This is a genomic window from Croceivirga sp. ABH4_376 (genome assembly GCF_056160685.1).
In genome coordinates, this window is the sequence record NZ_JBSWXQ010000002.1 from 612987 (window position 1) to 637293 (window position 24307).

General features: G+C 36.0%; 26 protein-coding genes and 1 riboswitch. Of the genes, 15 read left to right on the forward strand and 11 right to left on the reverse strand.

All coding sequences use genetic code 11. The features are described from left to right. Positions 1-144: 144 nt before the first annotated feature. Positions 145-597, reverse strand: a complete 453-nt coding sequence (locus tag ACXAGS_RS06980; RefSeq protein WP_474905719.1) for a methyltransferase family protein — start codon at positions 595-597, stop codon at positions 145-147. 39 nt (positions 598-636) lie between these two features. Between ACXAGS_RS06980 and ACXAGS_RS06985 the strand changes: the two genes are divergently transcribed. The 5 genes from ACXAGS_RS06985 to ACXAGS_RS07005 all read left to right on the forward strand — a co-directional run bounded on the left by ACXAGS_RS06985 (position 637) and on the right by ACXAGS_RS07005 (position 6143). Then, positions 637-1212, forward strand: coding sequence for a non-canonical purine NTP diphosphatase (locus ACXAGS_RS06985; protein ID WP_474905720.1), 576 nt, complete (start codon positions 637-639; stop codon positions 1210-1212). 168 nt (positions 1213-1380) lie between these two features. Continuing rightward, a complete protein-coding gene (locus ACXAGS_RS06990; protein ID WP_474905722.1) occupies positions 1381-3138 on the forward strand; it encodes a DEAD/DEAH box helicase in 1758 nt (585 codons plus the stop codon). Positions 3139-3214: 76 nt separating this feature from the next. Beyond that, complete coding sequence (locus tag ACXAGS_RS06995; RefSeq protein WP_474905724.1) at positions 3215-3991, forward strand: carboxypeptidase-like regulatory domain-containing protein; 777 nt, start codon at positions 3215-3217, stop codon at positions 3989-3991. A gap of 88 nt (positions 3992-4079) precedes the next feature. Next, complete coding sequence (locus ACXAGS_RS07000) at positions 4080-5771, forward strand: alpha-amylase family glycosyl hydrolase (RefSeq protein ID WP_474905725.1); 1692 nt, start codon at positions 4080-4082, stop codon at positions 5769-5771. A 6-nt stretch (positions 5772-5777) separates the two neighbouring features. Then, positions 5778-6143, forward strand: a complete 366-nt coding sequence (locus ACXAGS_RS07005) for a heavy metal-binding domain-containing protein (protein ID WP_474905726.1) — start codon at positions 5778-5780, stop codon at positions 6141-6143. Here the strand turns inward: ACXAGS_RS07005 and ACXAGS_RS07010 are convergent. The 3 genes from ACXAGS_RS07010 to ACXAGS_RS07020 are packed head-to-tail and all read right to left on the reverse strand — an operon-like array spanning position 6140 to position 7738. After that, on the reverse strand, positions 6140-6508 hold the full coding sequence (locus tag ACXAGS_RS07010; protein ID WP_474905728.1) for a VOC family protein: 369 nt from the start codon (positions 6506-6508) through the stop codon (positions 6140-6142). The genes ACXAGS_RS07005 and ACXAGS_RS07010 overlap by 4 nt on opposite strands. Before the next feature lie 6 nt (positions 6509-6514). Next, on the reverse strand, positions 6515-7045 hold the full coding sequence (locus ACXAGS_RS07015; RefSeq protein WP_474905730.1) for an SRPBCC family protein: 531 nt from the start codon (positions 7043-7045) through the stop codon (positions 6515-6517). A 36-nt stretch (positions 7046-7081) separates the two neighbouring features. Next, a complete protein-coding gene (locus ACXAGS_RS07020) occupies positions 7082-7738 on the reverse strand; it encodes a TrmH family RNA methyltransferase (protein ID WP_474905732.1) in 657 nt (218 codons plus the stop codon). 35 nt (positions 7739-7773) lie between these two features. Between ACXAGS_RS07020 and ACXAGS_RS07025 the strand changes: the two genes are divergently transcribed. From ACXAGS_RS07025 to purB, 3 genes are read left to right on the forward strand one after another with little or no spacing between them, the layout of a single operon-like run. Further along, positions 7774-8478 carry an SIR2 family NAD-dependent protein deacylase gene (locus ACXAGS_RS07025; protein WP_474905734.1) on the forward strand — a complete coding sequence of 235 codons (705 nt, stop codon included), beginning with the start codon at positions 7774-7776 and terminating at the stop codon, positions 8476-8478. Beyond that, positions 8468-9034 carry an adenylosuccinate lyase gene (locus ACXAGS_RS07030; RefSeq protein ID WP_474905736.1) on the forward strand — a complete coding sequence of 189 codons (567 nt, stop codon included), beginning with the start codon at positions 8468-8470 and terminating at the stop codon, positions 9032-9034. The genes ACXAGS_RS07025 and ACXAGS_RS07030 overlap by 11 nt, the downstream gene beginning before the upstream one ends. Before the next feature lie 53 nt (positions 9035-9087). After that, complete coding sequence (gene purB, locus ACXAGS_RS07035; protein ID WP_474905738.1) at positions 9088-10431, forward strand: adenylosuccinate lyase; 1344 nt, start codon at positions 9088-9090, stop codon at positions 10429-10431. 76 nt (positions 10432-10507) lie between these two features. Here the strand turns inward: purB and ACXAGS_RS07040 are convergent, their stop codons facing one another. From ACXAGS_RS07040 to ACXAGS_RS07065, 6 genes are all read right to left on the reverse strand, one after another. Beyond that, positions 10508-11302 (reverse strand): mechanosensitive ion channel family protein, encoded by a 795-nt coding sequence (locus tag ACXAGS_RS07040; protein WP_474906127.1) that lies wholly within the window; start codon positions 11300-11302, stop codon positions 10508-10510. Between the two features lie 156 nt (positions 11303-11458). Then, positions 11459-12007, reverse strand: coding sequence for a DUF4252 domain-containing protein (locus ACXAGS_RS07045; protein ID WP_474905740.1), 549 nt, complete (start codon positions 12005-12007; stop codon positions 11459-11461). Positions 12008-12032: 25 nt separating this feature from the next. Further along, positions 12033-12557, reverse strand: a complete 525-nt coding sequence (locus tag ACXAGS_RS07050) for a DUF4252 domain-containing protein (RefSeq protein WP_474905741.1) — start codon at positions 12555-12557, stop codon at positions 12033-12035. 67 nt (positions 12558-12624) lie between these two features. After that, a complete protein-coding gene (locus ACXAGS_RS07055) occupies positions 12625-13161 on the reverse strand; it encodes a DUF4252 domain-containing protein (RefSeq protein WP_474905742.1) in 537 nt (178 codons plus the stop codon). A gap of 12 nt (positions 13162-13173) precedes the next feature. Next, on the reverse strand, positions 13174-13626 hold the full coding sequence (locus tag ACXAGS_RS07060; RefSeq protein ID WP_474905744.1) for a hypothetical protein: 453 nt from the start codon (positions 13624-13626) through the stop codon (positions 13174-13176). Further along, entirely contained in the window at positions 13613-14122 is a 510-nt protein-coding gene (locus ACXAGS_RS07065) for an RNA polymerase sigma factor (protein WP_474905746.1), read from the reverse strand. The genes ACXAGS_RS07060 and ACXAGS_RS07065 overlap by 14 nt, the downstream gene beginning before the upstream one ends. Before the next feature lie 184 nt (positions 14123-14306). Here ACXAGS_RS07065 and ACXAGS_RS07070 point away from each other — a divergent pair, with 184 nt between their 5' ends. Together ACXAGS_RS07070 and ACXAGS_RS07075 are read left to right on the forward strand one after the other, a co-directional pair. After that, positions 14307-15845 (forward strand): S41 family peptidase, encoded by a 1539-nt coding sequence (locus ACXAGS_RS07070; RefSeq protein WP_474905747.1) that lies wholly within the window; start codon positions 14307-14309, stop codon positions 15843-15845. Positions 15846-15849: 4 nt separating this feature from the next. After that, complete coding sequence (locus ACXAGS_RS07075; RefSeq protein WP_474905749.1) at positions 15850-17298, forward strand: S41 family peptidase; 1449 nt, start codon at positions 15850-15852, stop codon at positions 17296-17298. 44 nt (positions 17299-17342) lie between these two features. On the opposite strand, the gene ACXAGS_RS07080 is transcribed toward ACXAGS_RS07075, so the two are convergent. Next, a complete protein-coding gene (locus ACXAGS_RS07080; RefSeq protein ID WP_474905751.1) occupies positions 17343-19208 on the reverse strand; it encodes a TonB-dependent receptor plug domain-containing protein in 1866 nt (621 codons plus the stop codon). A 66-nt stretch (positions 19209-19274) separates the two neighbouring features. Continuing rightward, a riboswitch (cobalamin riboswitch) is annotated at positions 19275-19493 on the reverse strand. 55 nt (positions 19494-19548) lie between these two features. On the opposite strand from ACXAGS_RS07080, the gene ACXAGS_RS07085 reads away from it, so the two are divergent. From ACXAGS_RS07085 to ACXAGS_RS07105, 5 genes are all read left to right on the forward strand, one after another. After that, entirely contained in the window at positions 19549-20715 is a 1167-nt protein-coding gene (locus tag ACXAGS_RS07085; RefSeq protein ID WP_474905753.1) for an ABC transporter substrate-binding protein, read from the forward strand. Continuing rightward, positions 20715-21743 carry an iron chelate uptake ABC transporter family permease subunit gene (locus ACXAGS_RS07090; protein ID WP_474905754.1) on the forward strand — a complete coding sequence of 343 codons (1029 nt, stop codon included), beginning with the start codon at positions 20715-20717 and terminating at the stop codon, positions 21741-21743. The genes ACXAGS_RS07085 and ACXAGS_RS07090 overlap by 1 nt, the downstream gene beginning before the upstream one ends. After that, positions 21743-22510 carry an ABC transporter ATP-binding protein gene (locus ACXAGS_RS07095; protein WP_474905756.1) on the forward strand — a complete coding sequence of 256 codons (768 nt, stop codon included), beginning with the start codon at positions 21743-21745 and terminating at the stop codon, positions 22508-22510. The genes ACXAGS_RS07090 and ACXAGS_RS07095 overlap by 1 nt, the downstream gene beginning before the upstream one ends. A 63-nt stretch (positions 22511-22573) precedes the next feature. Beyond that, positions 22574-23941, forward strand: coding sequence for a DNA recombination protein RmuC (locus ACXAGS_RS07100; protein ID WP_474905758.1), 1368 nt, complete (start codon positions 22574-22576; stop codon positions 23939-23941). After that, positions 23941-24306, forward strand: coding sequence for a 6-phosphogluconate dehydrogenase (locus tag ACXAGS_RS07105; protein WP_474905760.1), 366 nt, complete (start codon positions 23941-23943; stop codon positions 24304-24306). Before ACXAGS_RS07100 ends, ACXAGS_RS07105 begins: the two co-directional genes overlap by 1 nt. The last annotated feature ends 1 nt before the right edge of the window (position 24307 follow it).

Genomic DNA, 24307 nt, shown 5'->3' on the forward strand with positions numbered 1-24307 from the left:
AAATTATAGATTTTAAATGGCCAATCTATCTAAATCCCGATAAATCGAAGTTTCTTATCTACTTATTAACAATTTGATTGTAAAATGTGCTTTGCGTTACGTATAAATTAGCACGAAAGCGTTTTCTCTCGATTAAATCTATAATTAAAACCACCTTCTAACCGCTTTTAGATAAAGCTTATATTCTTGTCCAAATTTTTCAACCAAAATAGCTTCTTCCGGCACTATTTGTATTTTGTTCATTACCATAACAAAAGCAGCAGCCAATAAGGTATTAAAAGCATTACCTAAAAATAAACCTAGTGCCAATAGCAAAAGTAACATGGCCAAATACATGGGGTTTCTAGAAAAACCATAAATACCATTGGTTACCAAATATGTGGTATTACTCGGTTTTAACGGGTCAACCGTGGTTTTGTTAATTTTAAACAGGATAAGGGACCATAAGGTTATTACAACGGCCAAGCCAGATAAAAAATACATTAGAATTGCCCTGCCGGTAAATTCAAATTGTCCAAAAGGTAAATACCTTGCCAACAAGTACATGGCCATGGCAAAAAAACTAAATACTAAAACAGGTACAACTTTGAATTTCATTGGTTGGAATAGTTATTTTTACGGTTCTAAATTACAACTATGCAATTGGTTTTTGCCACACACAATAAAAATAAATTTAAGGAAGTAGAGGCCCTAATGCCCAATTCTATTGATTTGTTGTCTTTAGATATGATAGGGTGTTCTGAGGATATAAAAGAAACCGGGAACACACTTGAAGAAAACGCTAAGCTAAAATCAGATTATATTTTTAAAAAGTATAAGTTTCCCTGTTTTGCTGATGACACCGGACTTTTGGTACCTGCATTAAATAATGAGCCGGGAGTATATTCCGCTCGCTATGCCGGCCCACAAAAAAATGCAGAGGACAATATGGCCAAATTGCTTAAAAATCTTGATGGTAAAGAAAATCGTTCTGCATATTTTAAAACCATAATTTCCTTACAACTACCTATAAAGCATCATTTTTTTGAGGGGAGCGTAGCTGGTGTAATCACCAAGGAAAAAAGTGGAGATAAAGGTTTTGGTTACGACCCAATTTTTAGGCCAGATGGCTATTTAAAAACCTTTGCAGAGTTGCCGCTCAGCATAAAAAATGAAATTGGACACCGAGGCAAGGCCATACAAAGCCTCATAACTTTTTTGCAACAACTATAGCTTTTCGTATTAAATGTTTGCATGTTAAAATTTAAGCGTACCTTTGCCGCTTAATTTACGCCGATGGCCCTTCAAAAAATATAGGGCAAGGGTGTTGCAAAGGGCTTATTTGGTTATAGGTAAAACGCTCAAGCAACACACGTATTTGCGATTACTTATAACATATTTATGTCTAAATTTGAAAATTTAGGACTTAATGAGTCCTTATTGTCTGCTATTACAGACATGGGTTTTGAAACCCCTTCTGAAGTTCAAGAAAAAGCCATCCCAATTTTATTGGAAGACGAGACCGACTTGGTTGCCCTTGCGCAAACAGGGACCGGTAAAACCGCTGCTTTTGGTTTTCCGCTTATTCAAAAAATTGATGTTGCCAGTAGAACTACCCAGGCCCTTATATTATCGCCTACAAGGGAACTTTGTTTACAAATAGCAAAAGAAATGGAGGCCTATTCCAAATATGAAAAAGGTCTAAACATAGTTGCTATTTATGGTGGTGCCAGCATTAGCGATCAAGCAAGACAAATAAAGAGGGGCGCACAGATTGTTGTGGCCACCCCAGGTAGAATGAAGGATATGATTGGTCGTGGTATGGTAGACATTACCAAAATAGACTATTGTGTTCTGGATGAAGCCGATGAGATGTTGAACATGGGTTTCTATGAAGATATAAAAGACATCTTATCTAACACACCAAAAGAGAAATCTACTTGGTTGTTTTCTGCAACCATGCCAAAAGAAGTAGCAACCATTGCCAAAAAATTTATGCACCAACCCAAAGAAATTACGGTTGGTTCTAAAAATAGTGGTGCCAATACCGTACAGCACGAATATTATGTTGTTGGTGGTAGAGACCGTTATGCTGCGTTAAAGCGATTGGCAGATGCCAATCCAGGTATCTTTTCGGTAATCTTTTGTAGAACAAAGAGAGATACCCAGAAAATTGCTGAAAAACTTATTGAAGATGGCTATAACGCAGGTGCGCTACACGGCGATTTGAGTCAAAACCAACGAGATTTGGCCATGAACGCGTTTCGAAAGAAACAAATTCAAATGTTGGTTGCAACAGATGTTGCTGCCCGTGGTATAGATGTAGATGATGTAACCCACGTAATAAACTACCAATTACCAGACGAAATTGAAACCTATACACATAGAAGTGGACGTACTGGTAGAGCTGGTAAAAGCGGTATTTCTATGGTTATCATAACACGTAGTGAGATTAGAAAGATACGTGCCATAGAAAAGAAAATCCAAACAAAATTCTTGGAAAAGAATATCCCTTCCGGAATGGAAATTTGTGAAATTCAATTGTACCATTTGGCAAATAGCATAAAAGAGACAAAAATAAATTCTGAAATTGAATCTTATTTACCGGCTATTAATGATGTTTTAGATGGTATAGACCGTGAGGAGCTTATTAAGAAGATAGTTTCCGTAGAATTTACGCGTTTCTTCAACTATTACAACAAAACTAAAGACATTAACGCTGGTGGCGGATCAGAAAGGTCATCAAATACAGAGCCTGGAGAAATTCCAAGTGATGGGTCTGTACGATTCTTCATTAATATAGGAGAACGTGATGGTTATGATTGGATGTCCTTAAAAGATTTCTTAAGAGATAATCTTAGCTTAGATAGGGACGATTTATTTAAGGTAGACACCAAAGACACCTTCTCTTTCTTTAATACAGATGCAAAGGTTGCTCCTTTAGTATTAGAAACGTTTAAAGATTTTAAACTAGAAGGTAGATTTGTTAATGTAGAAATTTCTAAAAACCCTGGCCGAGGCGGTGGTGGCAAAAGAAAAAGAGACCGTAACCGCGGCGGTGGTGGCCGTCGCAAGGGTGGAAATTCCAAAGATGGTTTTAGAGGCTCTAGAGGTGGCTCTAAAAATAAAAAAGGCAAAAAAAACAAAGGCTTCTTTTAGTTAAGTACTTCCTAAAGTTAGGAATTACCTCAATTATTTTTGTTGTTTTGTACTTTTAGTATAGAATTTATTATTGATGAAAAATTTTCTTTGGGTTACGCTTTTCTTATTAGGTGGTAGTATTTTGGCACAAGATGCAGAAGAGAATTTACCCGTAGAAAACTTTAATGCAAAAGTGGTAAATGCACAATCAGACATGCCACTAGAAAGCGTACACGTCATCAACCTAAATAAAGTTATTGGTACCATTACGGATGCAGAAGGTGAATTTAACATCAATGCATCCGTTAATGATACGTTATACTTTACTTTTCTTGGTTTTAAACCGCAAAAAATTAGGGTAACCAATGATATGTTCAAATTTGGAGGCACCAAAATTGCACTTACAGAATTGGCCTACGCTTTAGAAGAAGTTGTAGTTAGACCTTACGAACTAACCGGTTACCTAGAAATTGATGTTAAGAACCTACCTGTAAATTCTGCTTACCAGTATAGCATTTCCGGTTTAAATAAAAGCTATGAGGCTGGTAATAAAAACCCTGGAGCCGTTACCAAGGTTTTAGGAGCTATAATGAATCCTGCCGACTTGCTCCGTAATTTATTTGGTAAAAAACCAAAACAGATGCGCAAATTGCGTCAAATGAAAGAAGACGACAATATCCGTGATTTATTGGCTTCTAAATTTGATCGTGAAACCCTTACCCAATTGTTACAATTGACCAAAATGGATATTGAGGACATCCTAAGCAACTGCAACTATTCTTCTTCTTTTATCCAAACCGCAAATGACTTGCAGATACTTGACGCAATCAGTGGTTGCTATGAAGAGTATAAAGTTTTAAATAGGCGATAAGTTTTCAACTTATAACTTGATACTCCTACTCCGTTAATTTTTTTTTAAATCTGAAAGGCATTTTATAGCTTAGCCAAAATCCTCAACTATGAGAAAACTGCTTTTGGCTATAACAACGGTTACAATTTGCTTTTTCAGTTGTAAAAAAGTTGATACCAAACAGGCCAGCCAGCCCAAAACTGAAACTATTGTGGAAGAAGAGATAAAACATCCGCCGTTTGCTTGGGAAGGTGCCAATATTTATTTTTTACTTACCGATCGCTTTAAAAATGGTAACCCAGAGAATGACGTAATATTTAATCGTAAAGATAGTACAGCAGTTTTAAGAGGGTTTAAAGGAGGTGATCTTAGCGGAATTGTACAAAAAATTGAAGAGGGCTATTTTAATGATTTAGGAGTAAACGCAATATGGTTTACCCCAATTGTAGAACAAATACATGGTAGTACGGACGAAGGTACGGGACCAACCTATGCTTATCACGGTTATTGGACCAAGGATTGGACAGCTATTGATCCAAATTTTGGCACCAAGCAAGACTTACATAGATTGGTAAAAAGTGCGCATAAAAAGGGGATACGAGTTGTTTTAGATGTTGTAATGAACCATACAGGCCCAGTAACCGATTTGGACCCAGTTTGGCCAGATGAGTGGGTTAGAACAAGTCCCCAATGTGATTTTAATACCTATGAAGGCACAACCGCCTGTACCCTAGTAGCTAACTTACCAGACATTTTAACCGAATCTAATGAAGCGGTAGAACTACCGGACGCCCTATTGTCCAAATGGAAACAAGAAGGTAGATTAAGCCAAGAATTAGACGAGCTAAATCGTTTTTTTGAGCGTACTGGTTACCCTAGGGCCCCAAGATTTTATATTATAAAATGGTTAACGGATTATATCCATGAATTTGGGGTAGATGGTTTTAGGGTAGATACCGTAAAACACGTTAATGAAAATGCTTGGGCAGAATTAGAAAAAGAAGCACAACACGCTTTTGAGCTTTGGAAAAAGAAACATCCAGAGGAAGTAATAGACCAATTGCCTTTCTATATGGTTGGAGAGGTGTACAATTATGGTATATCTTCTGGTAGAAAGTATGATTTTGGCGATAAACAAGTAGACTATTTTAATCATGGTTTCAAAGCATTAATAAACTTTGAATTAAAGTATGATGCCGAAAGGGATTATGAATCTGTTTTTAGAAAATACAGTTACTTATTAAACACCAAATTTACAGGTAAGAGTATACTAAATTACTTAAGTAGTCATGATGATGGACAACCATTTGACCCTGACCGAAAAAAACCTTACAAAACGGCAAATATGCTTTTGCTAACCCCTGGTGCATCTCAAATATATTATGGAGATGAAACCATGAGACCATTAAAAGTAGAAGGAGCTATTGGCGATGCCAATTTACGTTCTACCATGAATTGGTCAGATTTAGATAGTGTAGACACCGTCAAGAAAATACATGAGCATTGGCAAAAATTAGGGCAGTTTAGAAGAAACCATATGGCGGTAGGTGCTGGCAAACACAGTAGGTTATCCAAATACCCATATGTATTTTCTAGAAGTTACGTGCAAGATGATATAAGAGATAAAGTAGTTATTGGTTTAGATTTACCAGAAGGCAAAAAAGATTTAAATGTAAAAGGCTTTTTTGGAGATGGTACAACCTTATGGGATGCCTATTCTAAAACTGAGGTTTTGGTAAAGAAAGGCAAAGTAACTTTAGATAACCCGTACACAACCGCCTTGTTAGAACTAAAAGAATAAAATATTATGAAAACAAAAATCATCTATTTAGCCGTAATTGCTCTGTTGGTATTTAGTTGTAAACAAAAACAAGCAGAAAGCAACACAGAAGCAATACAGGAGACCGTAGAAAAAAATGTTTCTATTGTAGTAAAAGATTCCGTTGAAAAGAATAGTAAGGCATATGCCTGTCCAATGGATTGTGAGGAAGGTAAAACGTATACCAATGAGGGTAAATGCCCCGTTTGTAAGATGGATTTGGTTGCACAAACCGATGACCATGAAGAAAAAGACCATAAACTATGCCAGTGCAAAGAAGGAGAATGCACCTGTAAAAAAGGAGAATGCAAATGCGGAACGCCCGGGTATGATAATTTTGGCAATAAAATTTAATTTCTGGAACGTAAGCCAATTCTATTGCCTTCCGAGTCTAAAAACAATCCCATAAAACCAAGTTCTTCCGTGATTAAGGTTTTTGGCCTTAAAATAGTGCCACCGTTTTGCTCAATTAAATTCAATTCTTTTTGCAAATCATGGGTTTGGAAAAAAACAAGAACTCCTTCAGAACTACTAGGAAAGTAATGTTCTTTGTTTAAAATTAAAGCCCCTATGTTCTTTGGGTTTTTATCCTTTTTGGAAATTAGTGCCATTTCCGTGGTCCCAAAATTGTGATGTTTTAATTGAAAACCAAAGACCAATTCATAAAAAGACATGGCTCTTTTTATGTCAATAACCGGTATTTCAAACCAACAAACCAAAATTCCTTATTTGTTGTTTTCAAGGTTCATTTTTAGTGTGGCCAAACCTTCCTCAAAATCTTTGCCCACCATTTTATCCATACTCATAAACAACATCATAATATTCATGGGAAATTTGTTTTCGCCTTTAAAACCCCATACAACTTTGGTTTTTTCAGCTTCATCCGTAGTTATAAAATAACAGTTAGAGGTTGATTTAAATGGTTTTAGAAAGCGTAGTTCGCCCTCTATTCTTTCCCCCGGTATTATTTTGGTAATTTCCTGTTCACCCTCTCCTACGTCTTTATTACCCAACCAATAACTGACCGAACCTACTTCACCATCTACACCTCGAAATTCTTTCTTCATGTTTGGGTCTTTTTTGGCCCATGGAGACCATGTATCTTGTGCTTTTAAAGATTTTAAGGTCTCAAAAACTTCGCCTTTTGGCCTATTTATTATAACGGACCTAGATACGTCATAATTCTTAGGAGCAATAAAAGAAAGAAACAACAGAACACCTATTAATGCCAAAAGAATGTAAAGAATTGTAATCATGATTTAACTATTTGGTTGTAACTAAAGTTAAGATTTTTATTTATCCGTTAAATACCTATCTATTATTAAATCAACACTTTTAATGGACTTTTTGGACCAATCCAAACGTTTTTCTAAAATTTCTTGAGCACTCAATTGCCATGGCAAATCGCTTTTTCGCAATTTATCTGCTAAAACCTGTACTAGTATTGCCGCACATACAGATACATTTAAGCTCTCTGAAAAACCAACCATTGGTACTTTCATAAAACCATCTGCTTGATCCAAAACCTCTTGGCTTAATCCAGTTCTTTCCGTACCAAAAAAAAGCGCCGTCTTATGAGTAAAATTAAAATCCGGTAAATCAACACAAGTTCCGTGGGGTGTAGTGGCCCATATTTGATAGCCCTTTTGTTTTAATCTGGTTATACATTCTGTTGTATTGGCATAACGTTCTACATCTACCCATTGCTGTGCGCCCATAGCTATATTTTTATCTAGTCTTTTACCAAAACGGTCTTCTATTACGTGTACCGTTTGCACACCAAAAGCATCACAACTTCTTATTACAGCACTGGTGTTATGTAATTGATAAACGTCTTCAATTGCAACGGTTAAATAATTGGTTCGGTTACCCAATATCTCAAGAAACCGCTTCTTTCTATCCGCTGTAAGGTAACTCTCTAGATAGGCTAATAAATCAAAATTAAACATACGGGGAAAGATAAGGAAAATGCTATTTTTATGCTATGCAAAAAGAAAATGTAGTAGTACTTACCGGGGCTGGAATGAGCGCTGAAAGCGGACTAAAAACGTTTAGGGATGCCAATGGGCTTTGGGAAGGGCATGATGTAATGCAAGTAGCTTCACCAGAAGGTTTTGCCAAAAACCCAGGTCTAGTGTTAGAATTTTACAATCAACGTAGAAGGCAATTAAAAGAAGTAAGCCCCAATGCGGGCCATGTGGCCTTGGCTAAATTAGAACATCAGTATAATGTGGAGATAATAACCCAAAACGTAGATAACCTACACGAGGCAGCCGGGAGCAGTAGTGTTTTGCACCTACATGGTGAATTGTTTAAGGTAAGAAGTACGGTAAACGAAAATTATGTACTGGACTGGACCGATGATTTGGTATTAGGAAACCTTGACCAAGAAGGCAATCAGTTAAGACCTCATATTGTTTGGTTTGGAGAAATGGTACCACTCATGGATAAAGCGGTTAACCTAATAAGAAAGGCTAGTAAAGTGATTATAGTAGGGACTTCTATGCAAGTATACCCTGCGGCCGGTTTACTAAATTACGCCCCATCCGGAATTCCAAAATATTTTATTGACCCAAAACCAAATATTTCTAGTCACGATTACAGTAATCTGAAAATTTTAAACAAAACGGCAGCCAACGGATTACCGGTGTTGGTAAATCAACTTTTGAACCAAGCAAATGACTGTTAAAGAACTCAAAAGCATATTAAACGAAAAAAGAGTTCGCAAACCAGAAATAGAACGCTTGGTAACGGTAATAACCGCTAATCCTATTTTAGTAAAAACTTTATTAGAAGAAATATTCCTAGCAGATGCAAAAGGGAATAACTTTAATGCCAGTTGGGTTTTGGATCATGTGCTTAGAAAAGAGCTACAATTAATCTATCCTTATGTCAAGCTCTTTTGTAAAAGCATACCAAGCTTAAAAAATGAATCTAACTTAAGACCTGTTGCCCATGTAATAGAAATGTTGGTGCTTCAATATTATATAAAAAAAGACCAAAACCTTATTACCGTCCTAAAAAATGTACAGCTAGAACAATTGACCACAGTTTGTTTTGATTGGCTAATTGGGAACCATAAAATTGCTACCCAGGTTTTTTGCACAACCTCATTATACCATTTAGGCACCACGTTTAATTGGGTACACCCAGAGTTGATTGGAATTCTAGAAAATAAAATAGATAAAGGTTCTACTGGTTTTAAAAACAGGGCAGAAAAAACATTGAATCTACTATACAAATAAAGACTTTAGGCCATTAAGTTTGGCTATATTTGGATTTTTAAAATCAAATTACAATGTCTTTGAGTCCGTTAAATGCCATTTCTCCCATAGATGGTAGATATAGAAGTAAAACTGAAAGTTTAGGTAACTATTTTTCTGAAGAAGCGTTAATAAAGTATCGTGTTCAAGTAGAGATTGAATATTTTATAGCATTGTGCGAAATACCTTTACCGCAACTAGCCGATTTTGATTCCACAAAATTTGACGCTTTACGAGCTATTTATACCGATTTTACTGCTGAAGATGCTTTGGCCATAAAGGAAATAGAAAAGACAACCAATCATGATGTTAAAGCGGTAGAATACTTTATTAAATCTAAATTTGATGCTTTAGGGTTAGAAAAGGCCAAAGAATTTATTCATTTTGGATTAACCTCTCAAGATATTAACAATACGGCCGTTCCACTTTCTATTAAAGAAGCCATGAACGATGTTTACGTTCCACAGTATTTTGAGGTATTTAAAAAATTGAACTTGCTGGCTGAAGAATGGGAAAACGTACCCATGTTGGCAAGAACACACGGACAACCGGCTTCTCCCACTAGATTGGGCAAAGAAATAGCAGTTTTTACAGAACGCTTAAAACAACAGTTCGATTTATTGAACGATATTCCTTCTGCAGCAAAATTTGGTGGGGCAACGGGCAATTACAATGCACATAAAGTTGCTTATCCTACTATTGATTGGAAAGCATTTGGACAAAAGTTTGTTCAGGAAAAATTAGGTTTGCACCACTCCTTCCCTACTACGCAAATAGAACATTACGACCATATGGCGGCTTTGTTTGATGGTTTAAAGCGTATCAATACCATATTAATTGATTTGGACCGAGATATCTGGACCTATATTTCTATGGATTATTTTAAACAGAAAATAAAAGCAGGTGAAGTTGGTTCTTCTGCCATGCCACATAAAGTAAACCCCATAGATTTTGAAAATTCTGAAGGTAATTTAGGCATTGCTAACGCAATTTTTGAACACTTGGCCGGTAAATTACCGGTGTCTAGATTACAACGAGACCTAACGGACAGTACCGTTCTACGTAATGTAGGTGTTCCTTTTGGGCATACCATTATTGCGTTCCAAGCTACGTTAAAAGGGTTGAACAAACTGGTTTTAAACCAAGCAAAATTCGATGCTGATTTAGAAGCTAACTGGGCAGTTGTTGCAGAAGCTATACAAACTATATTACGTAGAGAAAGCTACCCAAATCCTTATGAGGCTTTAAAGGCATTGACTAGAACAAACGAAAAAATAACCCAACAATCTATTGCAAATTTTATAGATACCCTTGATGTATCTGAAACTATAAAAATGGAATTAAAACAGGTTACCCCGGCCAATTATACCGGTATCTAGTTTAAAAGATAAAATTCATAAAAAAAAGCCGCTCCTTCTAGAGCGGCTTTTTTAATACAATTAAGTATCGTGTTTATTATCCTTCTTTATGAATTTCCACACTATGTGGGTAAGGAATTTCAATGCCTGCTTTATCCAACGCTAATTTGCAATTTTCATAGGTTGCAAAATACACATCCCAATAATCTTCTGGTTTACAGAATGGTCTAACAGCAAAATTTACAGAGCTGTCTGCCAATTCCACTACATTTACAGATGGTTCTGGGTCTTGTAGAACCTTTGGATTAGAAGTAAGCACCTCTAACAACACCTCTTTGGTCTTTTTAATATCCTCATCATAACCAACACCAATAACCGTATCTACGCGTATTTTACCCTCTGCAGTATAATTAACAATATTGCCATTAGCCATGGCTCCGTTTGGTACAATAATTAGTTTGTTTTCCGGAGATACCATTTTGGTAGTAAAAATTTCAATCTCTTTTACAACGCCTAAAACACCCTGCGCCTCTATTAAATCGCCAATTTTATAGGGTTTAAAAATCATGATTAAAACACCTCCGGCAAAATTACTTAAAGACCCCTGTAACGCTAAACCAACCGCTAAACCTGCTGCAGCAATTACCGCCGCTAAACTTGTAGTTTCTACCCCTAGGGTGGAAATAACGGTAATAATCAAGAATATTTTAAGTCCCCAAGTAACTAAGTTTAATAAAAACTTTTGAAGTGAAATGTCATAGCTCCCTTTGGCCATGACTTTTTTAATCATTCCAGTTAATTTTTTAATTACCCAAGAACCAATGATGTAAATTAAAATAGCCTTAAGTACGGGAACACCATAGGTTTCTACATAACCTATTATTGTTTCCATTGAAAGATTTTCCATAATGTTAGGTTTTTTAGTGTTTAGAAAGTTAGAAACCAAAACAATAAGAAAGTCACATAGAACTTTATTTTTTTATGAATTTTATGCAAAAAAAATCCCGAAGTGTTGGTACTCCGAGATTTATTTTAGAAAAATTTTACTTTATCCTTTTAGAAATTTACCAATTTCTCCCAGCTCGTTTCCTTTGTAATCCGATTTTTGAATGGCTTGTATTAGTTGTATCAAATGTGCCGGATTCATGTTATCTCCTAACACCCGTACCAAAGCAAAACCTTTATCCTTGCTATGGCCAAATACGATTACCTCATCAATGGCATCTTCATCTCCTAAATATTTTACCACACCCTTACCGTATTGCGTGTTGATTTTCATCAATTCCGTAAAATCGTCATTATCTAGAATCCGTGAAACCTGAGCCTGTTCTTGAGTAAATTTTTCTGAATTTTCATCATTCAATTTAAAAGCTAGCAGGTTAAATTTTCGTAAGGACGAAACGGCTTCCCTCTGTGTAGGTGTTAAATCTACCTCGTCCATTTTAAGAATACTAGCAGGAATGTCTACCACTATAAAATTAGGATCCTCTTGATTTGCCACATAATACTCCTGCAGACTTGGCTCGCTAGAGCACGCTGTAAAAAGTAAGCCTATTAGTAGCAGTATGCTAAAATTATATTTCATATTATTTTTCATGATTAGTGATTTTTAATCTTAAAATTTACCTTCTACCCTTTTGCGCATGCCTAACTTCTTCTGGTAAGTTAAATTTATTTACCAGCGCTCCTACCTTACTTAATTCTATTTTCCCCGTAATACTAACAACAACGGTTTCCCTATTAAAGTCCTTACTGTCTACTAATAAAAATAGCTCTTTAACCACTTCATCATTATTGGTGCTCTTTACATAAATATTAACGGTAGCATCTTTATCTTTTACTTTCATTAATTCTTGTAAACGTCGCTTTTTTAGATGAACCTGAGCTGTTCTTCTTAAATCGTTTGCTGCGGCAGGTTTATCTGTCATAAATACCTGAATACCCTCAATGTTCTTTGCTAAATCCAAAAAATCGTTCAAATCTTTATCGTCTGTTTCAATGTCTATATGGGCCGCAAGGTTAATTAAGCCCTTGCTCACTGTAACGGAACCTACGTCATTAGAATTTTCAAATTTGTCAAATACGGATTGTGCGTTGGTAAGAAATGGCAAGGCCATTAAACTAAGTGCTAAAACTAATTTTTTCATGATTGTTTTGATTTTTGATTGATTTTTGATTGATAAAATTACCGGGCCAATTGGCCCGGGTTTTTAATTATTTGTTCCCTGCCTTATTCAATTCTTCGGGCAAGTTCATTTTCTTAGTTAAAGAACTAATCTTGTTTAGGTCTATGTCTCCGGTTAAGGATAATAATACCGTTTCAAACTTTCTGCCATTAGCCTCTACGTCTTTAATACCTGTAATAAACATAAGCAACTCGCTAACATGATCACTATCCTTACCTTCTTTTATGTAAAACTTTACATTCGCATCTTGATCCTTAATACGCATTAGTTCTGTTAAAGAAGCAGTTTTAAGATATTTATCCACATTGTTTTTCATATCGGCTCCTATAGCCTTATCCTCAGTGGTAAATACTTTTAAACTTTTAAGGCTGGTAGCAATATCTACAAAGTCTTTGGCCTCTGGATCGTTTACTTCAACATCTAACTTTGCCAATAAGTTAAACATGCTCTGGTTTACCACTACGGAAGTAACCGCATCTTCTTCTTCGTATTTATCAAATAAAGATTGCGAAATACCAAATAAAGGCAACAATGCTACTAAAGCAATTACTATATTCTTTCTCATTTTAAATTGAATTTAATTTTCGTTATAAATTTTGTCCTTAGAAACTTCAAATGTTTTTAGATAAGCCATTTTTTCGGTGCCCTTACCAAAATTCTCTGCCAACAGGTTTAATGCTTTTTTGGTTTGTTGGTAGGCGTACCTAGCCTGCTCTTGCTCTAATTGTTTCTGTTCTTGATAATTACGATAACCAAGTTGACCAAAATAAAGGCCTATGACTACTATTACTGATGCTGCAACGGATAACCATCTAAAGTTTACTTTTCTTCTGGGTTTTAATGGCACCTGCTTGGTAAATACATCTACTTTAGCCTTGTTAAAATACCCAAACATACTTCTATAAGGTTCTAAATGTTCGGCTATTGTATCTTGTGCAAAATAGTCTCGTAATATTTTTTCTTCTGCCAATGTAGTATTGGCTTCAAAGTATTTTTCTAGTAATGTTTCTATTTTATTATCCAATTCCATAGCTATGTTTTTGTATTAATTTTTCGCGCACCGCCTTTCTTGCCCTAGAGAGGGTTACCCGTACGGCGGTAGCCTTCATTCCTAACATTTCTTCTATCTCCTCAAAGTCATAGTCTTCTACATCTCTTAGTTGCAATACCATTTTTTGTTGCTCGGGCAATTCTTCCATAATTTTCTCTACCCAGTTAACGCTATCTGCTTGCTCTACTTTACGCTGTAAATTATGTTGGCCATCCTCATAATTACTATGTACCAATTTTAAGTTACCTGCTTGCTTAGATTTTAAACGGTCTAGGCAAAAGTTCTTCGTCATGGTCATGGCAAAAGCTTCTACACTTTTATAAGTACCCATCTTGTCACTTTTGTTCCATAATTTTAAAAGTACTTCTTGGGTCGCGTCTTCAGCTTCTTCTTTAGATACCAACAACCTTTTAGCCATTCTGTAAAGCTTATCCTTAAAAGGCATTACGGTTGCTAAAAATTCGTTTTGTTTCATTTGGTTGTTAAGTTGGTGTACCCCACATTAAAGTGTGTTACAAAAGGGAGACGAGTTAAAATAATATTTGTTACAAAGGATTTAAAATTAATTATAAATCATTGGCACGTTTTTAGCTATTACCTATTTAATTGTGATACTTTTTTTAAGATTTATCACTATTTTTCATTTTTAAAATAAAACTATGAAAGAGATTAAAATGTTCCCCGTTTTTCTTTTGGGATTGCTATTTATAGCTTGTAGTAACAATGATGATGCACCCACACTTGCAGAAGAACCCAATACGGAAGAACCTGTAGTTGAAGAACCTGTTGAGCTGAATAGTGAGGTTAACGACTTTATTTGGAAAGGACTCAATTACTGGTATTTTTGGCAAAACGACGTGACAGATTTGGCCGATTCTAAAGATGATGACACGGATGCTTATTATACCTATTTAAATAATTACAATTCTTCTAAAGAATTGTTTGACGATTTAATTTATACGCAAGCAGATGATTTTTCTTGGTATATAGAAGACGTTGATGAACAGTTAAATAGTTTTAGGGGCATTACCAAATCCTATGGCTTAAACTTGGGCTATTTATTACGAGTATCTGACACTTCTGACGATGTTATTATCTACGTTACCTATGTTACACCAGATTCTCCTGCGGACCAAGCTGGTATAAGAAGAGGCGATTTTATCTATAAAGTAGATGGTGTAGCTATGACTATTAACAACTACGATGTGGTTAACAACATTTTTAGGAACGAAAGTGTTTCTATTGGTTTAGCAACTGTAGAAAATGGTACTGTAGTACCGCAAGGAGATGACATAGCCCTTTCTGCGGTAGAATTGACTACCAACCCTATTCATCATTCCGAAGTATTGGAAATAAGCGGAACAAAAATTGGCTACTTAATGTATACCGGGTTTAAAGCCACTTTTCATAGTGAATTAAATACTGTTTTTGGTGATTTTAAAAATCAAGGAGTTACGGAATTGGTTTTAGATTTACGTTACAACGGTGGTGGATCTATCTTAAGCTCCGCATTACTTGCCAGCATGATTTATGGTGAAGCCGGTGCAGAACAAGACATATTTGCTACCCTACGGTACAACAATAAAAGAAACGCAGAAAATGGGGTTAGTTATCCTTTCTTTGAAGATGTTTTTCTTTATGATAAAAGCACTAGTGCCTATCTGGGTTCTGAACCAATGAATAGATTAAATGGTATAACAACTTTATATGTATTGGCCAGTGGAAGAACGGCTTCGGCAAGTGAAATGATTATTAATGGTTTGCTCCCCTACATGAATGTTGTGGTTATTGGCGAAAAAACAGTTGGAAAAAACGAGGGGTCTATTACGGTTGTTGATTCTCCGGGTACAGGTGATTCTCCTTATTCTGATTTAAACAACAAAAACCCTAATCATACCATAGGTATGCAGCCTATTGTTTTACAAGTTTACAACAGTAATAACTCAAGTGACTATGCTGATGGATTTGAACCTGATGTTACTGTGGATGAGAGCCAATATGCTTCAAATTTACTACCTTTTGGGGATCCTAATGAGGTTATGTTAAGTGCCGCATTAGATTTAATTGTTGGTTCTTCTGCAAAAGGTATGGTTTTTGAAAAATTACCAGAAAACTTTAAATTGAAAGCTGAGTTGCAAAGACCAAAATTTGCTAATGAAATGTATATAGGTCCAAATGAGGAAATTCACTTACAATAATAAGATGCATAACATAAAATTTAAAACAAGCTACATCATTATTGGTGTAGCTTTTCTTTTTTTATACGGATGTAATAACGATGATGATTTTACCGTAAAGGAAGACATTGAAGTTCAAAATTTTATGTGGCGCGCTATGAACCTATGGTACTTTTGGCAACAAGATGTACCCAATCTTGCGGATAACAAGTTTGAAACCAATAAGGAATATGAAGATTTTTTGGCGGCCACGCCAGACCCAGAAAAATTCTATAACAGTCTGCAATTCTCAGAAGATCGTTTTAGTTTTTCTAATCCTGATTATAAAACTTTGGTTAACAACCTTAGTGGTATTTCAAAAAGTAATGGGTTAGAATTTGGTTTGGTACGCTACCCCGAAGGTTCAAATATTTTTGGTTATGTACGGTATATAATACCAAACTCAGATGCTTCTAATAAAAATATTGTTCGTGGTAATATTTTTAATCGTGTAGATGGGCAACAGCTCACAGATTCTAATTATACGGAATTACTTTTTGGCAGTAATGACACCTACACTTTAGGTTTGGCCACATTTAATGAAGGTGAAATTACGGAACTTGAAGAGGAAGTAACCCTTACCAAATTTGAAGGCCTAACAGAAAATCCTATCCTATTAGCCAAAACATTTGATGTACAAGGAACAAAAATTGCCTATTTAATGTACAATGGTTTCACCAATGAGTACGATGAAGAATTGAATAATGCTTTTGGAGAATTTAAAGCCAATGGCGCTACGGAATTGGTTTTAGATTTTAGATATAACCCGGGTGGCAATGTAAATTCCTCTAGGCTTTTAGCAAGTATGGTTTATGGTACCAATACAAATGACCTTTATATAAAGCAGCGCTGGAACAATAAAATACAAGAACAATTTGATCCATCTGATTTAGAAGATTATTTTACCAACACAGTAGACGGTAAACCCTTGAACACCTTGAACCTTTCAAAAGCATACGTAATAACCTCTGCCAGAACTGCTTCTGCAAGCGAACTATTAATAAATGGATTAGACCCTTATGTAAATATGATAAAGGTTGGTGATACTACCACCGGCAAAAACGAATTTTCTATTACTATGGTAGACGATCCGGATAATAGCTATGTGTATAGGTCTTCTAGAGAAAATAACATTAATCCGAATAATAGTTGGGCCATACAACCTTTGGTGGGCCGTAATGAGAATTCGGTAGGCTTTTCAGATTATACTGCTGGTATAGCACCCAATATTTACCAGAGGGAAGACTATGGCAATCTTGGTGTATTGGGCGAAGAAACAGAACCACTTTTAGCACGCTGTTTGGAAGAAATAACAGGAGCTACAGCTAAAGGATTTACTCCTATGGTTTATGACAAAAAAGAACTCATTGGTTCGGAAATGTTTACCGCTGTTAAAAACAATATGTGGTTAGATAATCCTCCACAATTAAAATAAAAAAAGCAGCCACTTGGCTGCTTTTTTATCTTATAGGAGTACTATTAGAACCTTAAGTTCATCCCTATTTTTAAATTTCTACCTCTAGTGGCATAACCAAACAACTCCGTATAATCTGTATTGAATAGATTATCTAAAGAAGCAAAGAAACTTACTTTTTTGTTTAAGTTATGCTTGGCATAAAAATTCAATACACTAAATGCTTCAAGATTTACCGGCATAGAGGCAGAATAATCAGTATCTGTTCTGTCAGATACATATTGATAAGAGAGACTAATAAATGTGTCTTCTTTTAAAGCATACCCTAAAGTTCCATTTACCTTACTTTTTGGAATACGCGATCCTAATCCACTTTCACTGTTAGTGTAGGTATAGTTAGCAGTTAAATCTAAAGCTGGCAAAAGAGTAGCTGCAACTTCTACCTCAAGCCCATTAAAATTGGTATCACCTTCTAAGTTTCTATATTGACTTTCAAAAGTATCTGGATTTATGGTCACATAATCAATAAATTTTGCTTCTGTTCTATTAAAATACAGTGCGCTAAGCCTAAAAACATTAGATACTTTATATTCAAAGCCACCTTCTATAGTTGTATCCTCTTCTGGATCTAAATCTGGATTTGCCCCAAAAGGACCAAACAACTGGAAAAGGTTTGGTGCTATAAAAGAAGTAGAGTAAGACCCAAGAAACTTAATGTATCCATTTTGGGTACTAATAACATAAGAAGGGTTTAGATTATAAATAAAATTGGAACCATATTTACTATGGTTATTAAGCCTTGCGCCTACATTTAAATTCAATCCAAAGTCGCTAACACAAACTGCATTTACATAAGGATCTATGGTAGAAGTGGATTCATCTTCAGTAAAAAATGTAGCATTATCAATTGCATTTAAACCAACTATGGTATAAAAGGTATCATTAAAATTGTATTTGTTGTACACATCTAAAACAATTGACTCAGAATCGTATGTAGTCGGAAAATTAGACGCTATTGCCCTATCTATTTGATTAAATGCAAAATTAAAATGAATGCTTCCTTGATTGTAATCATACGTTGAAGCCAAACCAAAACGCGATTGCTCACTGGTAAAGGTAAAGTCCGCGTCTTCTATAGGAGAACCGTTATCAAAATCACCTTTCATTTTAGTATAGAAAGCCGATGCTGTAAGATTAAAACGTTTACTAAATTGATAACCTAGCTTGAAATTTCCATCCAAACGGGAATATGCGTCTTTTTCCGTACCAATGGCCGCAGAAAGTCCATCGGTATTTTGATGTCCGCCAGAGGCCAAAACTTTAAGTTTGTTATGCTTGGCAGATATGGTAACCGTATTAGAAAAATCTGAAAAATCATAATCTTGTTCTTCTTGAGATTGGTTAGTTCCCATACTACTATTTACAGTGAAAGTGACACCATCATTAACAGCATTCTTAGTAGTAATATTAATTACCGTAGTAGCTGCCGAATTTCCATATAACGTACTTGCCGCACCTTTTAAAATTTCAATACTTTCAATTTGGTTAGTATTTAGCAAGCGTAAATCGTATTCTGCACTAACATTAGAAGGGTCAGACACCTGTATGCCGTCTATTAACACTAAAACTTGTCTGTTATTACCTCCTCTACTAAAAACGGAAATGTTCTGGCCCGCATAACTTCTAGTTCCGTTTATTTCTATTCCACTTTTGGTGTTGATAATTTCGGCAACAGACCGGCCTTGATTTTTTTCTAACTCTTCTGCACTAATTTTGATTACAGTTTTACCAGAATTTTCTCGTTTCAATTCAAACTTTGAATCAGAAACCACCACTTCTTCTAATTGTTGTAGTTGTAGTGAATCTTTTTGTTGTGCAAATACGCCCGTGCTCAACAATAAGGACAAAAGCCCATAACATTTTTTGTTCATTTACTTTAAGTTGCTCGGAACAGCCATAGGAAACCCCTATGTAAACTTTTATCCCGAAAGTTTAACATTAGTTGTTGTTCTTTGGCAGGTCTCCTGACTTGTTTTATGCTATTTCACCTTCCCATCTTATAGCCAGACAGTGGTTTTGTAGAAAACAGCATCCCTTATGGGAACCAAACTTTAGTTTGGTAGTAACTTACAGTTGCGGGAACAGTTCTGGAATTGCACCAGATTCCCTTTTAATCAATTGTCTTAAACAACTGAACCAAAAAATCCGGGCAAAACTACATATTTTGTTTAAGGTTATTTCATAAAAATTAAATTCATTTACTTTTGATGCATGAAACAGACCTATTTTTCTTTGCTTTACGCACTAGCGGTACTATTAATTTTTAATGCTTGTAAAAGCGAAGAAAAAGAAGGTCAGCTACCAACCAGCTCAATAGCGCAAAATTCATTTTTAAAAGTTGAGTATGCTGATGGGTTTTCAATAGACACCAATGGCAATTACCCCATTATAAAAGTTAACAAGCCTTGGCCAGGCGCGGAACAAGTATTTACCTATGCTATAATTCCAGATTCGCTTTTACCTAAAACAACCTATCCTGCAGACGCCTATGATGCCGTCATTACTACACCGATTAAAAAAATGGTAGTAACTTCTACTACTCACATTCCGGCCCTAGAAAGTCTGGGCGAATTGGACAAATTAGTAGGTTTCCCAGATACGGAATACATTTCTTCCATGCCTGCTAGAGCACGCATTAAAAAAGGGCGAATAAAAGAACTTGGCCAGAATGAAAAGTTAAACACAGAAATGACCATCGCCTTGCAACCCAACGTTGTTGTAGGTTTTAGCATAGACAATCAAAATAGCACCTATGCTACCTTAGAGCAAGCAAATATTCCCGTGGTGTATAATGGGGATTGGGCAGAAACACATCCTTTAGGAAAAGCAGAATGGATAAAGTTCTTTGGGGTTTTATTAGGTAAAGAAAAGCAAGCAGACAGTATATTTACCCAAATAGCAAAAGACTATAACACTACCAAAAAACTAGCGCAGAACAAGACAAATAAACCTAGCGTAATATCTGGTGCGTTGTACAAAGATGTATGGTATATGCCAACCGGAGAAAGTTGGGCCGCCAAGTTTATCGCGGACGCAGGGGGTGATTATTTGTATAAAAATAGTCAAGGAAGTGGCAGCTTGGCCCTAAGTATAGAAACCGTTTTAGAAAAAGGTTCTCAAGCCGATTATTGGATTGGACCTGCTCAGTTTACTTCTTACCAAGAAATGGAAACAGCCAACCCACACTACCAACAATTTAAGGCATTTACCAATAAGAAAGTTTACACATTTTCTAATACCAAAGGCCTTACTGGCGGTTTATTGTATTATGAATTAGCCCCACAAAGACCCGATTTGGTTTTGAAAGACCTAGTACATTGGTTGCATCCAGACCTTTTACCAGACTACACTCCGTATTTTTTCACACCTTTGCAGTAATGACAGAACAGTCGTCTTACAAATTAGGATTCCTAAGCCTAAGCTTGCTATTGGTGCTCTGTATGCTTATTAGCGTAAGCTTGGGTTCTGTAACCATCCCGCTGGGTGATACCTTTTCTATTCTGTTAGGGCAAACAACTACAGAAAATGCTTGGGAATATATTATATGGAACTATCGTTTACCCAAAACTATTGCAGCTGTACTTATCGGTGGTGGGCTCGCAGTAAGCGGTCTTTTAATGCAAACCTTATTTAGAAACCCACTCGCTGGCCCATTTGTATTGGGCATTAGCTCAGGAGCAAGTTTAGGTGCTGCCTTGCTACTACTGGGTGGCACTAGTCTAGGATTAACGCAGTTATTCTGGTTAAATGATGTAGCTGTTGCTTTAGCAGCCAGTCTAGGTAGTTTTTTGGTGCTTCTGGTGGTATTATTGGTTGCCAATAAGGTCAGGGATACTATGGCTTTGCTTATCATTGGGTTAATGTTTGGTAGCATAACTTCTGCAGTAGTTAGTATTCTTTCTTATTTTTCTAAGGCCGAACAATTACAACGTTTTATTTTTTGGTCTTATGGCTCCGTAGGGAATCTTTCTTGGCAAAAAGTGGCCATTTTGGGGCTTTTACTGCTTGTAGGATGTGCAATTTGCTTGTTTTGTGTAAAATCGTTGAACGCTTTTCTTTTAGGAGAACAGTACGCACAAAGTATGGGGATTCCTGTTAAAAGAATAAGATACCTCATTATTATTGCGACAGGAATAGTTGCGGGTGGAATTACAGCTTTTGCCGGGCCTATAGCTTTTGTTGGGCTTGCAGTACCGCACCTAACCAGGCAATGGTTTAAAACCATGGACCACAAAATACTTTTACCTGCGGTATTTTTATATGGCGCATTGTTATTACTTATATGTGACACCATTGCACAACTACCTGCTGCTGCCTCTGTTTTACCTCTTAACGCGATAACTTCTATTGTTGGGGCACCTGTTGTAATTTGGTTATTGGTAAGAAAACGAAAAATGCTGTTTTGATGGAAAAGTACATCCAAATAGAGGCGTTAACTATAGGCTATGGTAAAACCAGCATTGCTAACGAATTAAATTTTAGTATCCCAAAAGGTTCGTTAACCGCAATAGTTGGCGTTAATGGAATAGGGAAATCTACCCTTTTACGTACGCTAGCAGGCATACAATCTCCATTAGCTGGAACCATTAAATTACACGGTAAATTATTAACAGAATATAGTAATGCCGCCTTGGCGTTAAAACAAGCTTTGGTTTTAACTACTCCCATAGCAACCAAGAATTTAAAAGTTGCAGAGCTTATAGCTATGGGCAGGCATCCGTATACCAACTGGCTTGGTACCTTAGGGAACAGAGATAAAGAAATTATCAAAGAACAGCTTGGCTTTTTTTCTTTGGAAGATTTAAAAGATAAACATTGTTTTGAGCTGAGCGATGGTCAGTTGCAACGGGTACTTATAGCTAGAGCTATGGCACAAGAAACGCCTTTGGTGTATTTAGACGAACCTACAACACACCTAGACTTATCGCACAAAGTGCATATCTTAAAGCTGTTACATAGCTTTGCAAAAACCCATAATCGCACTATTGTTTTTACCACTCATGAGGTAGAGTTGGCCATTCAATTATGTGATTATATGCTACTTTTAGATGGAAACGAAAATGCTTTTGCAGCACCTTGTGAACTTATAGAAAAAGGAAGTTTTGAATCCTTATTTCCGAAAGATTTGATTCAGTTTGATGCCCAGAACGGTAGCTTCAAAATCACAAAATAGATTACGCAGTTACTCCTTACTTGGCGCAGATTATTTTATCTTTATCCGAAGTTTTTTATTTCCATGGACACTACTATCATTTACATTATCCTAGCATTGGTTTGCTTGGGAATAGGCACCTTTTTAGGGCTTTATATTCAAAAATTAAAAACAAAGTCGAGTACAGACGTTTGGCAAGAGCGAGAAAATCAATTGAACGCTACACTTACTAGTTTAAATCAGAAACTGGTGGCTTCAGATGATGAAAAGCGCCAAATACTGCAAGAAAAAGAACTTTTAGGCAATAAAATTGTTCGTTACCAGGCAGATTTAGAGCATTTACAGCAGGTAAATCAAGAACAAAAAGAAGAAGTAGAAAAGCTTCAGGAAAAATTCACCAAGGATTTTGAAAATCTTGCCAATAAAATTTTGGACGAGAAAAGCTCAAAATTCACTGAGCAGAATCAGAAGAACATCAAACTAATTTTAAGTCCGTTACAAGAAAAAATTCAGTTGTTTGAGCGTAAGGTGGAAGAAACACAGAAAGAAAACATCAGCATACATTCAGCTTTAAAAGAACAACTACTGCACTTGCAAAGTCAGAACTTAAAAATTACCCAAGAAGCAGAAAATTTGACCAAAGCGTTAAAAGGCGATAGCAAAATGCAAGGTAATTGGGGAGAATTAGTGTTGGAACGTGTATTAGAAAAATCTGGATTAGAAAAAGACCGCGAATATAGCGTACAACAAAGTTTTAAAAGGGAAGATGGCAGTAGGGTAATGCCAGACGTGATTATCCATTTGCCAGATGGTAAAAAAATGGTAGTAGATTCTAAAGTCTCCTTAACAGATTATGAACGTTTTACCAATGCGGAAGAAATAGACAAACCTAGGTTTTTAAAAGACCACATTAATTCGTTAAGACGCCATGTAGAGCAACTCTCTGCTAAAAAATATGAAGATTTGTACGAAATGGAAAGTCCGGATTTCGTACTCATGTTCGTACCTATAGAGCCTGCATTTGCTATAGCTATTAATGAAGATAGTAGTCTTTACAACAAAGCCTTTGAGCAAAATATTGTCATAGTTACGCCTTCTACACTATTGGCAACCTTGCGCACCATAGACACCATGTGGAATAATGAAAAACAACAGAAAAATGCCATTGAAATTGCTAGGCAAGCGGGGGCCCTATATGATAAGTTTGAAGGTTTTATGAACGATTTGACCAAGGTGGGCAAAAAAATGGACGAAGCTAAAAGCGAATACAAAGGTGCCATGAACAAGCTGTTTGAAGGGCGTGGTAACATCATCACTAGTATAGAAAAACTTAAGAAGATGGGTGCAAAAGCCAAAAAATCTTTGCCAGAACCTATTTTAAAACGCGCTATGGAAGATGCAGAAGACGAAACGCCCGGGCAATTAGAGGAACAATCTAAATTAAAGTTATAATGAAAAAAGTTTTATTCATAGTCTTAGCTGCATTTGTAGTTGGTTTGGCTAGTTATTTTGCATTTATCTACTATGTTCCTTTTAGTGAAGGATACCGTTCTGGAGAGCTGATAAAATTTAGTAGAAAAGGCGTAATGGTAAAAACCTGGGAAGGCGAAATAAGTCAGGGTATCTCTGGCGCACAAATTTTTTCGTTTTCCGTACAGGATTCTGAGAAAGATGTTATTCAAAAATTGAAAGAATACCAAGGTGAATATGTAAAAGTGACATACATAGAGCGTTATTCTACCTTTTTCTGGTTGGGAGACACCAAATACTTTATAACCGAAGTAAAGCAAGAAAAATCACCACACTTTAACAATTAGG

Excerpts from the sequence above, each read along its gene's own strand:
- ACXAGS_RS07070 (WP_474905747.1), top strand. The coding sequence starts at position 14,307 with ATGAAAGAGATTAAAATGTTCCCCGTTTTTCTTTTGGGATTGCTATTT.
- ACXAGS_RS07065 (WP_474905746.1), bottom strand. The coding sequence starts at position 14,122 with ATGAAACAAAACGAATTTTTAGCAACCGTAATGCCTTTTAAGGATAAG.
- ACXAGS_RS07075 (WP_474905749.1), top strand. The coding sequence starts at position 15,850 with ATGCATAACATAAAATTTAAAACAAGCTACATCATTATTGGTGTAGCT.
- ACXAGS_RS07015 (WP_474905730.1), bottom strand. The coding sequence starts at position 7,045 with ATGATTACAATTCTTTACATTCTTTTGGCATTAATAGGTGTTCTGTTG.
- ACXAGS_RS07025 (WP_474905734.1), top strand. The coding sequence starts at position 7,774 with ATGCAAAAAGAAAATGTAGTAGTACTTACCGGGGCTGGAATGAGCGCT.
- ACXAGS_RS07000 (WP_474905725.1), top strand. The coding sequence starts at position 4,080 with ATGAGAAAACTGCTTTTGGCTATAACAACGGTTACAATTTGCTTTTTC.
- ACXAGS_RS07045 (WP_474905740.1), bottom strand. The coding sequence starts at position 12,007 with ATGAAAAATAATATGAAATATAATTTTAGCATACTGCTACTAATAGGC.
- ACXAGS_RS07080 (WP_474905751.1), bottom strand. The coding sequence starts at position 19,208 with ATGAACAAAAAATGTTATGGGCTTTTGTCCTTATTGTTGAGCACGGGC.
- ACXAGS_RS07090 (WP_474905754.1), top strand. The coding sequence starts at position 20,715 with ATGACAGAACAGTCGTCTTACAAATTAGGATTCCTAAGCCTAAGCTTG.
- ACXAGS_RS07060 (WP_474905744.1), bottom strand. The coding sequence starts at position 13,626 with ATGGAATTGGATAATAAAATAGAAACATTACTAGAAAAATACTTTGAA.
- ACXAGS_RS07020 (WP_474905732.1), bottom strand. The coding sequence starts at position 7,738 with ATGTTTAATTTTGATTTATTAGCCTATCTAGAGAGTTACCTTACAGCG.
- ACXAGS_RS06980 (WP_474905719.1), bottom strand. The coding sequence starts at position 597 with ATGAAATTCAAAGTTGTACCTGTTTTAGTATTTAGTTTTTTTGCCATG.
- ACXAGS_RS07040 (WP_474906127.1), bottom strand. The coding sequence starts at position 11,302 with ATGGAAACAATAATAGGTTATGTAGAAACCTATGGTGTTCCCGTACTT.
- ACXAGS_RS06990 (WP_474905722.1), top strand. The coding sequence starts at position 1,381 with ATGTCTAAATTTGAAAATTTAGGACTTAATGAGTCCTTATTGTCTGCT.
- ACXAGS_RS07100 (WP_474905758.1), top strand. The coding sequence starts at position 22,574 with ATGGACACTACTATCATTTACATTATCCTAGCATTGGTTTGCTTGGGA.
- ACXAGS_RS07005 (WP_474905726.1), top strand. The coding sequence starts at position 5,778 with ATGAAAACAAAAATCATCTATTTAGCCGTAATTGCTCTGTTGGTATTT.
- ACXAGS_RS07095 (WP_474905756.1), top strand. The coding sequence starts at position 21,743 with ATGGAAAAGTACATCCAAATAGAGGCGTTAACTATAGGCTATGGTAAA.
- ACXAGS_RS07085 (WP_474905753.1), top strand. The coding sequence starts at position 19,549 with ATGAAACAGACCTATTTTTCTTTGCTTTACGCACTAGCGGTACTATTA.
- purB (WP_474905738.1), top strand. The coding sequence starts at position 9,088 with ATGTCTTTGAGTCCGTTAAATGCCATTTCTCCCATAGATGGTAGATAT.
- ACXAGS_RS07055 (WP_474905742.1), bottom strand. The coding sequence starts at position 13,161 with ATGAGAAAGAATATAGTAATTGCTTTAGTAGCATTGTTGCCTTTATTT.
- ACXAGS_RS06995 (WP_474905724.1), top strand. The coding sequence starts at position 3,215 with ATGAAAAATTTTCTTTGGGTTACGCTTTTCTTATTAGGTGGTAGTATT.
- ACXAGS_RS07030 (WP_474905736.1), top strand. The coding sequence starts at position 8,468 with ATGACTGTTAAAGAACTCAAAAGCATATTAAACGAAAAAAGAGTTCGC.
- ACXAGS_RS06985 (WP_474905720.1), top strand. The coding sequence starts at position 637 with ATGCAATTGGTTTTTGCCACACACAATAAAAATAAATTTAAGGAAGTA.
- ACXAGS_RS07105 (WP_474905760.1), top strand. The coding sequence starts at position 23,941 with ATGAAAAAAGTTTTATTCATAGTCTTAGCTGCATTTGTAGTTGGTTTG.
- ACXAGS_RS07050 (WP_474905741.1), bottom strand. The coding sequence starts at position 12,557 with ATGAAAAAATTAGTTTTAGCACTTAGTTTAATGGCCTTGCCATTTCTT.